Genomic DNA, 14813 nt, shown 5'->3' on the forward strand with positions numbered 1-14813 from the left:
AAACATTATTTACCAACCTTATTCGTACGTACTAACCTAATTGACAAATGATATCCACTGTAAAAATGGCCGTTTGCAGCCTGCTGCTTTTTTGTATGCTTGCCTTTAAACAGGATGTTCCTCCCCGCTTGAAACTATTTCTGCTAATTGGTCAATCGAATATGGCGGGGCGGGGCGTTCCCGAAGCCGAAGATCAACAAACGCATCCGCGTATCTGGATGCTCAATAAAGAATTAAGCTGGGTACCCGCTAAAGATCCAATGCATTTCGACAAGCCGACCATTATTGGCGTTGGGCCAGGGTACCCATTTGCCAAAAAATTAGCAGAAACTTACCCTTCCATGAATATTGGCCTGATTCCCTGCGCGGTTGGCGGCTCTGGAATTGATGTCTGGAAACCAGGAGCTTATTACGAACCAACCAAATCACATCCGTACGACGACGCGTTAGTTCGGGCAAAAAAAGCATTGGAGAATGGTGAACTGGCCGGTTTTCTCTGGCATCAGGGCGAATCTGACTCCGATCCGGAAAAAGCACTGGTATACGAGGAAAAATTAGCCGAACTAGTTCAGCGATTCCGCAAAGAGTTAAATGCTCCTCAGGTTCCGTTTGTCGTCGGCACGTTGGGCGATTTTGTCGTAAATCGAAACCCCGATGCGAAGATCGTTAACGATGCCTTACAAAGCGCAGTTCAGCACATTCCGAATGCCTATTGCGCCATATCGGCTGGCCTGACGGATAAAGGTGATTCCACCCATTTCGACACCCCTTCTGCCCGCGCTCTCGGCCAGCGATATGCCGACGTTTTTATTCAAAAGAAATTAGTAAAGGCGAATTAATCCTAATCTTCTTTGGTCCTTTCGTATTATTGCAGAATTGTTTCGCCCTTTTAACCAATGCTTTTGCAGCATGGCTGTCTCTCCTGTTTCTTCTAAATCAGATTCACCTACCGTTGGCTTGTTTAGCCTACCCGTAATTGTAGCCGCCCTCGGTTACTTCGTCGATATTTATGACCTGTTACTTTTCGGCATTGTTCGGGTTCCCAGCCTGAAAGATCTTGGCCTGACTACCGAGCAAATTTCAACCGTTGGCGCTAACATTCTGAGCTGGCAGATGGGTGGTTTACTGCTCGGTGGCATTCTTTGGGGCGTTTTAGGCGATAAGCGCGGACGACTGTCGGTGTTATTCGGAAGCATAATTACTTATTCCATCGCCAACATTGCCTGCGGATTCATCAAGAATATTACCTTCATGGATCCAGTTATTTATTACGCCCTTATGCGGTTCATCGCCGGTATTGGTCTGGCTGGGGAACTAGGAGCAGGGATCACGCTCGTCAGCGAAGTGTTGCCTAAAGAAAAACGCGCGATTGGCACCTCACTCGTAGCTGGAATTGGCTTGTTCGGTGCCGTAGTAGCCTATTTCACCGTAAAACTCTTCGATTGGCAGATGGCTTTCTTTGTTGGTGGTGGTTTAGGAATCGGTCTATTATTATTGCGTGTAGGGGTTGTCGAATCAGGAATGTTTAAAGATGTTTCCGAACAAGATCACGTAAGCCGTGGTGATTTCCTGTCTTTTTTCAACAACTGGGATCGATTTTCTCGCTATGTAAAATGCATTGGCATTGGCCTCCCAACCTGGTTTGTCATTGGTATTCTGGCTACGTTCAGCAATGAGTTTGGCAAAGCTTTGGGTATTACGGAAGAAATTCAGCCTGGTCTGGCGATTATGTGGTGTTATGTCGGGCTTGCCTTCGGTGATTTGGCCAGTGGATTTATCAGTCAGGCACTAGAATCCCGAAAAAAAGCGGTTTCCTTACTCATGGTTGTTTCGCTGGTTTTCGCGCTGATCTATCTGTTCTTTGGTGTGAATAGTGCCACTGTTCTATATGGCTTGTCGTTAGCCATGGGCTTTGGTATTGGCTATTGGGCCATGTTCGTCACGATTGGTGCGGAGCAATTTGGCACAAATCTCCGCGCTACAGCCGCGACAACCGTCCCGAATATGGTACGTGGCATGGTCATTCTGATGACAAGTTTATACGGTGCCCTTAAGCCTTCGTTCGGCATTATTTACGCTGGTGCTGCAGTTGGGCTGATTTCCTATTTTTTAGGATTTTACTCGATTCTTACCATCCCCGAAACCCACGGAAAAGATTTAAACTACCTGGAGGAATAAGCGGAATTTATGGGATTTAACTAGCTGACTATGCTTTTGCAAATGATCACTTTTTCGCACCGAAAACAAAATCAGTTTAATCCTAAAATCTGCTAAATCTAGGTTCGGAATCATAGTCAATCCGCTGAATCAGACAAATCCCAGTTCAGACAATGGAAACCCTCTCCCCACCCTCATCACAAACCTCTCTTCGACCGCTGTTTGCGCTCCCAGTCATTGTGTCGGCGTTGGGGTTCTTTGTGGATGTGTATGACATGCTTATTTTCAGCATTGTACGCGTACCGAGTCTACAGTCGCTGGGTTTATCGGAAGCGGATGTATCGAAAGCGGGAACGTTTATTCTGAATTTTCAGCAGGCAGGGCTCGTCATCGGCGGATTTTTGTGGGGTATAATTGGTGACAAGCGAGGTCGGATGTCGGTTTTGTTTGGCAGTATTCTGATGTATTCCCTGACCAATATTGCCTGTGGTTTCGTAAACGATGTCAATACGTATGCACTGCTTCGGTTCATAGCCGGTGTCGGACTATCGGGCGAAATTGGCGCTGCCATTGTATTGGTATCGGAAACGCTACCGAAAGCAATCCGAAGTTACGGTTCTGCTATGGTAGCGGGCATTGGTTATCTGGGCGCGGGCGTGGCTTATCTTACCGTCGAATATTTCAACTGGCGAACGGCTTTCTGGGTCGGTGGTGGTATGGGCCTTGCGTTGTTGCTGCTTCGCGTCAGCGTATTCGAATCTGGTTTATTTAGCCGGATGAAAACGGAGCATAAAGACGTTAGTCGTGGCAATGTTCTGTTATTTTTCAGAAGTTGGCGAGAAGCAATCAAATACGTACGCTGTGTGACGGTAGGTATGCCAACCTGGTTTGTGGTCGGTATTCTGGCTACGTTCGCCAATGAATTGGGGCAAGCGTTAGGTATTGAGGAGATTGTAAAACCAGGCCGCTGCGTGATGATGATTTATGTGGGCATGGCTGTAGGGGATTTGCTTAGTGGGCCAATCAGCCATTGGCTACAGTCGCGACTAAAAACTATTACAAGCCTGTTAATCGTAGGGGCCCTAATAAGTGGTATCTATCTTTTCGGTGGCATTCAAACAGCCAGTAGTATCTACATCGTTTGTTTATTGTTGGGTTTCTGTACGGGCTACATTGCTATGTTCCTGACGATGGTAGCCGAACTCTACGGGACTAATCTACGCAATACTGCCACTACATCCGTGCCTAGTGTGGTACGTGGCACCCTTATTCCTATGACGTTATTTTTCCAGGCGTTAAAACCTTCACAGGGCGCTTTAGTCGCTGCGGGTATTTTAGGAATTATTGTATATGGCCTTTCATTCTGGTCCTTGAGCCGAATGGAAGAAACGTTTGGGAGGGATCTCGATTTCGTCGAATAATTTCCGCCGTTCATCCTTTTTTTCTGCCGTTGTTCAAGAAGGCCAACGGTTGGTTTCGTTACCAGCATCATTGGGTTGACAGCTAAAGGTTCTATTAAACTCCTTATCAACTCAATGAAAACGTCCATTAAAACCCTCGCAGGCGCCTTTCTCCTGGCTCTAACCGTTTCCACTACATCGCCCGCTTCGGCCAGCGACGACAAGCACAACAAATCAAATCAGGCGTTTGCAGCAGCGATGTTCCCGGCGGCCAATGCGTCAAAACTCTGGCTCTGCCTGGAGAAATTTCAGGCCGAAAATAAAGTCCAACTGACGTTGGTTAACGAAAAGGGCGATGTGTTGTACGACGAAATTATAGCGGGCAAAAACAGCAAACGCAAAACCTTCCGTCAGCAATTCGATATGAATCAGCTTGGCGATGGCAATTATACGTTCCGTATATCGGCTGGTTCCCAAACCGAAGAATTTACGTTTAAACTGGCAACGCCAACTCTCGAAGCGGCTCCTACTCGACTGGTTGCGATTAAATAAGCAATCAAACTATTCTGAATAAACAGGTTGATACTTTTTTTGTCATCCTGAACATAGTGAAGGATCTAAAACTTGCCTACAAGAGGGGTTTTAGATCCTTCACTATGTTCAGGATGACAAACTATTATTTCCTCACTGATTAGTGAATAAGATAGAACTTTATTCGATTGGGCTTTTAAGCGGGTAGCCAATAAAGTCAACAAACTAACTACCCCGATGGTAGCCGCCCAAACGAAGCCAGATAGCAAAAATCTATTGCTAAAACGCGTCCTGTCAATTGACGTATTCCGCGCCTTGACGATGTTGACCATGATTTTCGTCAACGACTTGTGGACGCTCACCGACATTCCTCTGTGGCTCGAACACGCTAAATCTGATCAGGATTCGCTCGGATTTGCCGATACTGTTTTCCCCTGTTTCCTGTTTATCGTCGGTATGTCTGTTCCCTTTTCGGTTCGTCAGCGAATTAATTCGGGTGATTCGTATGGACAAATCAGTTGGCACATTATTGTCCGGTCGATTGCTTTAATCATTATGGGCGTTTTTACAGTCAATCTTCCGGATTTGAATGGGAAGGCTACCGGATTCAATTCGAGCGAATTTCAACTTCTAATGGTGCTGAGTTTTTTTCTGATCTGGAATCAATACCCAAAACGGGAAGGAATGCTAAAGGCTGTTTTTACTGGACTACAAGTGTTGGGGGTTGGATTGATGCTTTTTTTGGCGATACGCTTCCGGGGTGGTCCTTCGGAACAGCTAACCCGAATGGCTCCCCAGTGGTGGGGCATTCTCGGGCTCATCGGCTGGACGTATTTAACCTGTGCCTTACTTTACCTCTTTCTGCACAAACAGCCCATTTTGCTGATCGCTTCCTGGGTATTTTTTACATTACTCAATATTGCAGGACATTCAGGATGGCTACATCAATTATGGCCCGATGGTCCACGAACCTGGATTCCAGATAATGGCGCGTTCGTCTCGTTTGCGTTCGCCGGTATACTCGCTACGTTCTTTCTGACTCGGGCACAGCAAACGGCTAAACGTCAGCCCGTTCCGCTAGTTTTTATAGGAGCGGGTATTCTGTTCCTGATCGCTGGTTTTCTGGCTCGGAATTTCTTTATCATTTCGAAAATTCAGGCTACTCCCACCTGGATTTTCCTCTGCTGTGGCATTGCCTGTATTGTTTACGCAGGCCTTTATTGGCTAGTCGATTTGAATGAAAAAGGCAGTTGGTTTGATCTGATTAAACCTGCGGGCACCAGCACCTTAACCTGTTATCTGATTCCCTATGCATATTATAGCTTAGCTGATCTATCAGGGATTTCGCTACCAGAGTCTCTAAAAACAGGGGGAGTTGGCTTAGTTAAATCACTGCTGTTTGCGTTTCTGATTATTAGCATAACCGCTGTGCTGGGTAAGCTAAAAATAAAACTTAAGCTCTAAGTAGCGGGTTAAGTTTGCTTATGAACAACCTGATGCAAACTCTAATTGGTACCTGGTTTATCTGTAGCACCAATTTCCCGATGTGGCTGAAAGGCGATAAATTAAATCCCACCTTTACGTATTCGACAGTAGCCTCGGATAGCGGCATGGACCGTTTACTGGACGAAGTGAAATACGTTAAAAACGGCAGCCAGAAAACACTTACTGGCTACGACTATCCTGATAAAACTGATTCGATGGCCTTTGTCTGGCGTGGAAAAGGGTTGCTGAGTTTAATACAAAGTAAGTGGAAAGTGGCCTTACTATCTCCCGACGGGCAATGGGCAGTTATCTGGTTTTCCAAAACTCTGTTTACTCCCGAAGGTGTCGATATTATCAGTCGAACACCGCAACTTTCTCCCCAAACCCTCGACCATATTAAGTCATTGATGGCTAATAATCCATTGTTGTCAAAGCACTTGGAGAATATTCAGGAATTGACGAAAAAATAGAGATTTGGAGCAATTTTGTCATTCTGAACGAAGTGAAGAATCTCAGAATCCCCACTTACGAAAAACGAAAATTGATAAAGATTGCCTTCATGGATGACCCGTCGGGTTCATCCGTAATTGACTTCTAACTCCTGATTAGGCAAGCTTGCGATTCTTCACTTCGGTCACAATGAAAGAAAGTGAGCAATCAACTAATACAATTTCACCTTATACCGATAGCGACCCCGGAAATACTCGCGCATTTTAACGACCTCCCGATTTTGGTCTGAAATCCAGAATGTAGCCGACGCATTTTGTTGGCCGTAATCGATTTTCAAAAGCCAGCAATTTACTTTAGCCGATCCGCCAACAAGAATGTCTTCTCTACCCATTACCGTCAGCCGATAGTAATTAGCGGCAGGGCTTCCGGGTTCATAAAACGCAATGGCAAACTGCTGTCCTACCTTCTTATAAGGCAAAAGCGGTAAAATTTCCAAATCCATCGGAAACTCAAACGCTGGCGGGTTAATCACTACTTTAAAGGCACTGTCTTTCGCGGTGCGCTGATTGGCGGTTGGAATACGAACCGTTGTTCCGTTGAAAACGAAATTCCGGATACCTCGCTTAAAATAATTCCCATTGTGCGTAAGTGGAGCCAGCGAAGAAGCCAAGCCCGTTGCCGTGACGTGAGCCAGCAACGAATCTTTCTGAAACCATTGCCAATCGAAGTGGTAAATTTTCTTACCGTCGGAGGTTGTTGAAAAGCGGATGCTTCGATCCCACAAATCAGCAGATGTCAATCGTTTTCCAGTACTATCTTCAAAAATACGGCGTACGTGCGCTTGGTTTCCCGGAATGCCGATAGGTTTAGTTTCAGGTTGGTTGTATTGATGGTGTCAATTTGCGCATTAGCCGAAAAAACTGCGCAGAATAGACCAAGAAAGAGGAGAAATCGAGTCATGTTTATTGCGAGTGTTGGTATAAACATGAAATTAGGTTGCCCCTTCCTCCTGGACAACCTAATTTCTTCCAACGCGCTTTTGGCCTGATGATTGGCAAAGAACTTACTGCATCTCAACTACACGCTTCGTAGCTTTGGTTGGCTCTGTGAGCAGCGTAACTTGTTTGTGGATGCTGCCTTCGCTGGATTTTATTTCCAGGTCATACTGTCCATCTGTCAGATCATCCACATTCATTTTTACCGCGTAGGCAGCTTCTTTTTTGCCGATATTTTGTTGAAACAGAATCTGATTGTCTTTGTCGCGAAGAATGACGGCAACCGGAATGCCCGTTGCTTTATTTACCGATACACGAATTTGATGATTGATCGTTACGAACGCACTGGCATCAAACGATAAGACTTTAGGAGTGGTAGGGTTTACAAATGTAGAAGCACTCAGGAGCATTGAAGCGACGAATTTGCTCATTACAGGGAACATGGTAGTATTTGTGTTTAGTGTTAAAATCGAGTTGTTTACTGTTCGATGGATATATGCCAACGATTGTGCCAACAAAATAAAATCCCTGATTTACAATCACTTATCTCAAATACCAATTATCAAAACTGTACGTAACCGGACAATCGTTGTTCGATGACGGACAATTTCACCAGCGAAGTTCTGTCCGACAGCGTTTTGATTAGTGCTGCGTAACGTATCGATAAATCCACTCTGACACAGTTGCCAATCGATCAGATGTAATGGCATCATCCTTGATATCCTTTGATAAAAGAACGAGCACATATTTGCGTCCATCGGGCAGCAATACGATTCCTGAATCATGCCGAACGCCTGTTATGGAGCCGGTTTTATGTGCCACTTTCACCTCTTTGGGCAGCTTTGCCGGAATGACCGTATTAAATTTTTGCGCCAGCAGTGTAGTAATCATAGCCTGAGAAGATTCTGAGCTGACAACCTGATTTTGAGCCAGTTTCTCAAAAATCAGCATTAGATCATAGGCAGTGGTTTTATTGTTCAATCCTTGCGCAAAGGCTTTGGTATCTTCCACACCACGCCAAACGTCAATATCTTTCGCGCCCAGTTCACGCATGGTCTGAGTGACGTTTTTAGCCCCTACCCGCTCAATAATCAGGTTCGTTGCTAAGTTGCTGCTCACTGTAATCATATCAAATACCAAAGAAGCTAGTGTTCGTTTGGTTCCCGCTTGCGAATAGGTTATCGTATCGCTGTCGGAAGAAACCGGTAATGTATATACGCTCCCGTCGACAATACTCCTGAAATCAGTTTTGATCAGAATCGAGTCCGATAGGGATAGTTTATGCTGAGCCTGTTGCTTATATACTTCGATCATGACTGGGGTTTTCATCGTACTAGCTGCATGAAAAAATTCCCGTTCCCGAATTAGCAACTCCTCTCCCGTTGTCAGATCTTTAAACGCGACGGCGAAAACACCTGGCTGTTTTTGAAATTCCTGCTCAACCTGCCGACGTAATTCACTAATTGTCAAGTGTGACTGAGCTATTGATGGCAAACAGATAAAGAAAAAGCAAATGAGACTGAGTCCCGCCAAACTAGCTTTAACGTGTAAATGCATGTCTATTCAGATTGTATGTAAGAGGGTATCGGCCAATTTAGCCAATTAGGTGCATTTTTTACGTATTATTACCCTTTCCAGTAATTGACAAGTCAATCGCTGAACAGCTTCGATAATCAGTTATATACCTGAATAACAATCACAAAAGAATGGATTTTTCGACATACAAAAAGGGAACAGCTTCGGTATGGGCTGGCGAAACTGAGTCATTTACCAAAGGAGCGGTAACGGCACCGATTGTCAAAAGTGTAGCTTTTGCTTACGACGATCTGGACGAATGGCACAACGTAGCTACCGGAAAGGCGGATGGCTATATCTATAGTCGGAATACGAACCCCACGGTTCATGTACTCGAAGAGAAAATCCGTATTCTGGAAGGGGCCGAAGCCGCTACGTCGTTTGCTACCGGAATGGGAGCTATCAGCAACACGCTTTTTACCTTTCTGACTCCCGGCAAACGTGTTGTTTCCATAAATGATACCTATGGCGGAGCCAGTCGTCTTTTTCTTGACTTTTTACCCCGTTATCAAATAGCTGTTACTTTGTGCGATACGACAGATTTCGATCAACTGGAAATCGAAATCGCAAAAGGTTGCGATGTACTTTATCTTGAAACCCCAACCAATCCAACCCTAAAAGTTGTCGATATAAAACGATTGGCGACCGCAGCCAAAAAAGTGGGAGCCATTACGGTTGTTGATAATACGTTTGCCACGCCTATTAATCAAAATCCATTAGCACTGGGAGCTGATTTAGTCGTTCACAGTGCTACAAAATTTTTGGGTGGTCATTCTGACGCAATGGGTGGTGTGTTGTGCGGGAAAAAGGAGCTGATCGAAAAAGTGTTCCAGTTCCGGGAAATTAACGGGGCCAGCCTCCAGGCCGATCCGGCTTACATGATTGCCCGTGGCATGAAAACGCTGGAACTTCGAATTGAACGCCAAAATGCGTCGGCACTGAAAATTGCGCAGTATCTGAAAGCGCATCCCAAAGTCCGCGATGTATTTTATCCCGGTCTCGAAACGCATCCTGGTCACGACATTGCCAAAGCACAGATGACTGGTTTTGGGGGAATTTTAAGTTTTTCCTTAAACGGCGGTTACGAGCAGGTAAAGGCGTTTTTGCCGACACTTAAATTCGTGCATCTGGCCGCTAGTTTGGGCTCAGTAAGTACGCTGGCAGGCCCTCCCCGAACAACCAGCCACGTTGAACTGACCGAAGCGCAACGAAGTCAATTAGGCATACCCGAAAGCTTGATTCGCTACTCCGTCGGCATCGAAAATGTCGATGATTTAATGAGCGATTTAGATCAGGCATTGGCATCTTTGTAGAATTGTATAACAGTAAGTAATTACAGAATCACAGAACAACTCCTAGGTCTGTGCCCCCACAGATCCCTTACCGGATGGCAACGGTGGCTGACGCACGGGTATCTGTGAGGACACAGACACGGGGAGTTCAGCGGTTATTTACTACAATTCAATCAGCAGTGGGCTAATAGTTCTAGATGATTCGCTATCCCTCACCAAATTTTACTAGCGATAAAATTGATTAAGATATTGATCAGTAAGGCCAAACCAAACGAAACCGCAATCGAAAACTCAGTGAGCCAATAAGCTTGCAGAAACAGGAAGGTGGTGAAACCCAGCAAGCCCATAACAAGCCCTCGGAGTGTGCTGATTACGACATTACTACCCTGAAGCGTATGCGAAAAAATAGCGAGAACAGAGGTCAAGATGGGAAATGGCGTTAAAATACCACTCCAGTTTGGCCCCAGAATATTCGCTAACCCAGTAATAACCAACACAAATAATGTGGCCACGCCCATTCGGATGGGTATGTCGTACGCTAGTCGTTTGCCTTTGTCGGGCTGTTCAGTTGGTGAAGGGAAAAGCCAAATTGCCAGCAAAACGTAGCTCAGGACAAGCACATAACTGATTTTTAAAGTGAGTCGTAAGTAATCGAAAACGACAGCCGTTACCGTATATAAAAGATACGATAACAGCAACGTAGGTAGCCAGGTCAATTTTCGGCAGAGAAGAGCGTAGCTTAGGCAAAAGGTGATTAAGGCCAGAATACCCGTCATCGCGCCCGGTATCGACTGAATACCAAAGGCTTTCCCTTGTTCCAGAATAAAAAAGAGTAGAATAGCACCGGCAACCCAGGGCATACTCCCAATCAATCCACCGATTTTACCGCCCCATTTACGAACAGCTAACGTAACCAAGGCAACAATTGTTGGAATGAGGGTGAGTTTCAGAAAGAGAAGCGTCATTGCGGCAAAAATAGCAATTACGCTTCCCAAATCACCCGGACAACTTTACCTCGGACGCCAATCGTTTGAAAAAACTCCAGCCAATGTAATTGTTGCGGCCCCAAATGGTCCGTCGGCGATTTCACCTCAACGAAGTCGTACTCGCCCTGTTCATTCCAGACCAGTAAATCCGGAAAACCACGCGTATGTTCGCGGACATTACGCGCCATTTCGAGTAAAATTAGCCTTAACTGCTCCACCGATAATAGGTCAACCATACGCTGTACCAGCGTCAGTAATTCATCCGACCAATCAACCAAAACATTGGTAATTCCGTATTTCGCGTTGAACATCCGGCCTGTATGCCGTCGCCAGTCGTCTTTTGTTTCCAGTTCAGCAAGTCGTTTTTTTAGCAGTTCTTCACGCTTCAAATAAAAGTCCGGCAAGTAAAAATCCGACGGAGCCCGTTGAAGTGGATGGTGAATGGCCGATACGTTGGCATCGTAAATAATATCCCAGAAAACCAGCCCGAACAGACCTCGCCAGGGATAATTTTCGGTGAAAGCCGCATCGAACTCATTCTCCAGATAATAATTCATTACCCCAGCCTCGACATGATGCCGATAAGCCGCCGGAATATTTACACTTTCAGCATCCGACAAAAAGCGCGTTGTGGCTTTTCGCGTCCGTTTCTTTTCGCCCATGCTCAGAATCTTCTCCCGAAAATCATTGGCGAAATAGCGCTCCTCAGCGTTCAGGGGATGGACAGCAATTTCGTCGCAAAGAGCGAGCGCTTCGTCTATAGAACCATTTCGAAATAGTAAGCGCACCCGACGCTCACGAGCCGGTACGCGATCCGACAGTTCGTATACAGACAAGGCTTGTTCGGGCAATTTTTGTCGCTCCAGATAACCGCCTACGCGACATACCAGTTTTTGATAACCGGGAATGGCAATTTCAGTCAGCTCAGGGCGGGTTTCATTCCAGTTCAGGAACCAGTTGTAAATGTCATCAGCGGGCGTTTCAGCTTCTTTCAAGTCGTAAAATTCTTCGCTCGTTAATGAAATCAATAGCTTATCTTCTACTTCTTTGCGGGTGCGAAAACGGGCCGTCAGCTTACTTTCGTCGTACCGTTCGAAGTTCACCATGCCCAGATCGCGCACAACAAACTCCGTCATGCTTGCGCTCCGGTTGCCGAAAAAGAGGTATTTAATCATCATATTCTCGGCCTCGAAATTCATTTTAACGACGGTTTCGAAGGTGGTCAGGCTGGTAACAATTTCGCCAAAGTCCAGTTCGTTCAATGCATAGCGTACAACGCCTTCCTTCTTTTCTTTTCCAAGCGCCTTGACTTCCTCCGGCTCTAAAGGCAACAGTTCCAGTAATTCGGGTTTAGTAAAAACGCTGAGCGCGTCGTCGCCCAAATTAGCCTGCTGAGTTGACAGACGTTCGATAAAACCTGTATTGATCAATTCGCCAACAGCAGCCGGTAGGTCAGTAATTTCGTTATACTGTAGTTTATTAACGCGAAAAAAGAGTCCTTTGCGGTTACTAAATCGTACGTACAGACATTGGGCATCAAGGGATAAAGCCTCGAACCGACGCACAAAATCCCATTCGGATTCGTTCAATAAACCACCGTATAACCGCTTGACAAAGTCCAGCACGTAGCGAAAATTGTCGAGATAATATCGGGGGGTAAGAATAACTTTCTGTCGTCCAACCATAGTAGCAGGCGAGTTAACTACTCGAACTTATTTTATGGGTTTGTTCTACATTAAATGAACAAAAAAACAACCGTTTATGTCCCCAAACGACATTCTGAATGAACTAACAAAAAAGGGAATTTTACCGGCTGAACAACAGGTAAAAGTCGCCGAAATTGAGGAGCGGAAGCCGTTTTCGATTCACTGGGAACTGCGGTCTATGCTGTACATCGGTATCCTTTTACTGAGTTCAGGGTTGGGATTGCTCGTCTACGATAATTTCGACCGAATTGGACACGGCGCGTTACTGGTGATGATTGCCCTTGCCTGTGTCGGCAGCTTTTATTTTGCCTGGCGCAATCGGCCCGACTGGAAATTTAGCGAAGCTAAAAGTCGATCTACATTTGGCGATTACGCCTTGATTTTAGCCTGTCTGCTTTTTCTGACGCTCGAAGGTTACGCACAATATGCCTACAATGTTTTCGGAACACGCTATGGTCTCGTCACTCTGTTACCGGCTGCTCTTTTTCTGCCACTAGCCTATCGATTCGATCATCGGGGAGTTCTGGGTATGGCGTTAACCGCGCTAATTTCCTGGGTGGGCGTTACGGTTCGACCGCTTGAGTTGTATTTCAAAACAAACTTCTTCGATCAGGACACGGTATTCTCAGCCATTATTCTGGCTCTTATATTGATTACCAGTGCCCTATTGCTGGAAAAAAGAAAGATTAAACCTCATTTCACCTACACTTACCTGACAATGGCCGGAAACCTGCTGATGGTCGCTCTGCTAGGTGGATTGTTCAATTTTGAGGGATTACGACTCTGGTTCGCGGTTGGGCTGGCCGTTGCCTGTCTGGCACTTGACCAGTATGCCCGTCGCGACCGCTCATTCTTTTTTCTACTGATGAGTACGATTTACGGCTATATCGGGGCAACTTACCTGTTTTTCCATTATCTGGATTTGGACGACAACGCCTACTATTGGTATTTCATCATCACCGGAATTGCGTTAGTGTATTATCTGATGAGCCAATTACCTAAACGGAATACAAACGGATGAAAGCCTACAACGAACAGTGGATTTATAACCGCGAGATTGCCGATCAGGCTGAACGATGGTATCGTCAGAAATTACTCTCGGATGACCAGATTGCGGCTGTACGAAAAGCGTATCCAGTCGAGTTTCGGCAAACGAATGGATTTATTGAAATCGGGCTGTTTCTGTTTACAACGGTAGCCATACTTGCCTGCTATTTGCTGCCTGCCAGTATGTTTTCCATGTTTTCAGCTAACTCGACGGCCTTTAGTTATTTTAACATTATCTCTGGTATCGGCATTGGAATCGTCGGACAATTTCTGATTAACCGACGATTATTGTATCGCAACGGAATAGACAATGCGTTCGTCGTAACAACAGCGGGTTTTCTGGCGTTCGGCTTTAATCAACTTCTGCCCGATGCACTATCAACGGCTGGACATTGCTTCCTGACCCTACCTCTTCTGCTGCTCATTCTCTGGTATTATGGCGATACGCTCATGGCTTTGTTTATGTTGGGCACGTTTTATATAGGCATTTTTGATGGCTTAATTTCGTATGACTGGGGGAAAGACTTGTTACCCTTCATCATAATGAGTGTTTCAATACTAATTTATCTAGCTGTCAGACAGACGATTAAACTTAATCCAAAAGACGTATACTATAAAGATCCGCTAAACCTGGCGCAATGGATTTCGCTAGTCATGCTGGCGGCTGGCGGTAACTATTTCGTCGTTCGCGAAGTAAACGGCTTACTTTTTGGAACGAGTCTTCCCCGCACCCATTCAACAGGTGCACCGGAAATTTCGCTGGCGTGGCTATTTTGGCTACTGACCTTCCTGATTCCAGCGATCTACCTATGGCAGGGTTTGATGAAGCGAAATCGAATGCTGATCATTCTGGGCGTTCTGGGGTTGATTGCCGCATTTATGACTCTGCACAATTACGCAGCCTTAGTACCCTTAAACGTCGCACTGACGATCGGCGGTTTGGTGCTGATTGGCTTAGCTGTTGCCACAATCCGCTACTTAAGTAAGCCCAAATACGGCTTCACCGACGCGCCTGACGATGACTCACCCGATGAATTTTTCGTCAATGCCGCTAACGTAGCCATTGTCCATGCAACAGGTACGGCCCAACATTCTTCTAAAAACGATCTTCGTTTCGGTGGCGGTGATTTTGGTGGCGGAGGTAGTGAGGGGAAATATTGACGATACATAGTAAGCTAGTAACTGCCAG

General features: G+C 45.7%; 15 protein-coding genes. 9 read left to right on the forward strand and 6 right to left on the reverse strand.

Features of this window, described 5'->3' with window-relative positions:
• Positions 1–47: 47 nt before the first annotated feature.
• From ACYVE4_RS14230 to ACYVE4_RS14255, 6 genes are all read left to right on the forward strand, one after another.
• Positions 48–839: a sialate O-acetylesterase gene (locus ACYVE4_RS14230; RefSeq protein ID WP_461040805.1), complete on the forward strand. Its 792-nt coding sequence runs from the start codon at positions 48–50 to the stop codon at positions 837–839.
• Between the two features lie 70 nt (positions 840–909).
• Positions 910–2178: an MFS transporter gene (locus ACYVE4_RS14235; protein WP_461040806.1), complete on the forward strand. Its 1269-nt coding sequence runs from the start codon at positions 910–912 to the stop codon at positions 2176–2178.
• A gap of 152 nt (positions 2179–2330) precedes the next feature.
• The gene (locus ACYVE4_RS14240) at positions 2331–3578 is read left to right on the forward strand and encodes an MFS transporter (protein WP_461040808.1); all 1248 of its coding nucleotides are present in this window, start codon (positions 2331–2333) and stop codon (positions 3576–3578) included.
• A gap of 114 nt (positions 3579–3692) precedes the next feature.
• Positions 3693–4109: a hypothetical protein gene (locus tag ACYVE4_RS14245; RefSeq protein WP_461040810.1), complete on the forward strand. Its 417-nt coding sequence runs from the start codon at positions 3693–3695 to the stop codon at positions 4107–4109.
• A 216-nt stretch (positions 4110–4325) separates the two neighbouring features.
• On the forward strand, positions 4326–5552 hold the full coding sequence (locus ACYVE4_RS14250) for a heparan-alpha-glucosaminide N-acetyltransferase domain-containing protein (RefSeq protein ID WP_461040812.1): 1227 nt from the start codon (positions 4326–4328) through the stop codon (positions 5550–5552).
• Positions 5553–5584: 32 nt separating this feature from the next.
• Positions 5585–6043, forward strand: a complete 459-nt coding sequence (locus ACYVE4_RS14255) for a lipocalin/fatty acid-binding family protein (RefSeq protein ID WP_461040814.1) — start codon at positions 5585–5587, stop codon at positions 6041–6043.
• A gap of 191 nt (positions 6044–6234) precedes the next feature.
• Here ACYVE4_RS14255 and ACYVE4_RS14260 read toward each other — a convergent pair whose 3' ends face one another.
• The 4 genes from ACYVE4_RS14260 to ACYVE4_RS14275 form a co-directional block, all read right to left on the reverse strand.
• Complete coding sequence (locus ACYVE4_RS14260) at positions 6235–6822, reverse strand: hypothetical protein (protein WP_461040816.1); 588 nt, start codon at positions 6820–6822, stop codon at positions 6235–6237.
• On the reverse strand, positions 6819–6983 hold the full coding sequence (locus tag ACYVE4_RS14265) for a hypothetical protein (protein WP_461040818.1): 165 nt from the start codon (positions 6981–6983) through the stop codon (positions 6819–6821). Before ACYVE4_RS14265 ends, ACYVE4_RS14260 begins: the two co-directional genes overlap by 4 nt.
• 103 nt (positions 6984–7086) lie before the next feature.
• Positions 7087–7449 carry a hypothetical protein gene (locus ACYVE4_RS14270; protein ID WP_461040819.1) on the reverse strand — a complete coding sequence of 121 codons (363 nt, stop codon included), beginning with the start codon at positions 7447–7449 and terminating at the stop codon, positions 7087–7089.
• 211 nt (positions 7450–7660) lie between these two features.
• Positions 7661–8575: a serine hydrolase gene (locus tag ACYVE4_RS14275; RefSeq protein ID WP_461040821.1), complete on the reverse strand. Its 915-nt coding sequence runs from the start codon at positions 8573–8575 to the stop codon at positions 7661–7663.
• 149 nt (positions 8576–8724) lie between these two features.
• Between ACYVE4_RS14275 and ACYVE4_RS14280 the strand changes: the two genes are divergently transcribed.
• Positions 8725–9906: a cystathionine gamma-synthase family protein gene (locus ACYVE4_RS14280; protein WP_461040822.1), complete on the forward strand. Its 1182-nt coding sequence runs from the start codon at positions 8725–8727 to the stop codon at positions 9904–9906.
• Between the two features lie 191 nt (positions 9907–10097).
• On the opposite strand, the gene ACYVE4_RS14285 is transcribed toward ACYVE4_RS14280, so the two are convergent.
• Positions 10098–10850 carry a hypothetical protein gene (locus tag ACYVE4_RS14285; RefSeq protein WP_461040823.1) on the reverse strand — a complete coding sequence of 251 codons (753 nt, stop codon included), beginning with the start codon at positions 10848–10850 and terminating at the stop codon, positions 10098–10100.
• Between the two features lie 17 nt (positions 10851–10867).
• Entirely contained in the window at positions 10868–12556 is a 1689-nt protein-coding gene (locus tag ACYVE4_RS14290; RefSeq protein ID WP_461040824.1) for a VRR-NUC domain-containing protein, read from the reverse strand.
• A 76-nt stretch (positions 12557–12632) separates the two neighbouring features.
• Here ACYVE4_RS14290 and ACYVE4_RS14295 point away from each other — a divergent pair, with 76 nt between their 5' ends.
• Both ACYVE4_RS14295 and ACYVE4_RS14300 read left to right on the forward strand, forming a co-directional pair.
• Complete coding sequence (locus ACYVE4_RS14295; protein ID WP_461040826.1) at positions 12633–13598, forward strand: DUF2157 domain-containing protein; 966 nt, start codon at positions 12633–12635, stop codon at positions 13596–13598.
• On the forward strand, positions 13595–14785 hold the full coding sequence (locus ACYVE4_RS14300) for a hypothetical protein (RefSeq protein WP_461040828.1): 1191 nt from the start codon (positions 13595–13597) through the stop codon (positions 14783–14785). The genes ACYVE4_RS14295 and ACYVE4_RS14300 overlap by 4 nt, the downstream gene beginning before the upstream one ends.
• The last annotated feature ends 28 nt before the right edge of the window (positions 14786–14813 follow it).

The sequence above is a fragment of the Spirosoma harenae genome (assembly GCF_054776975.1).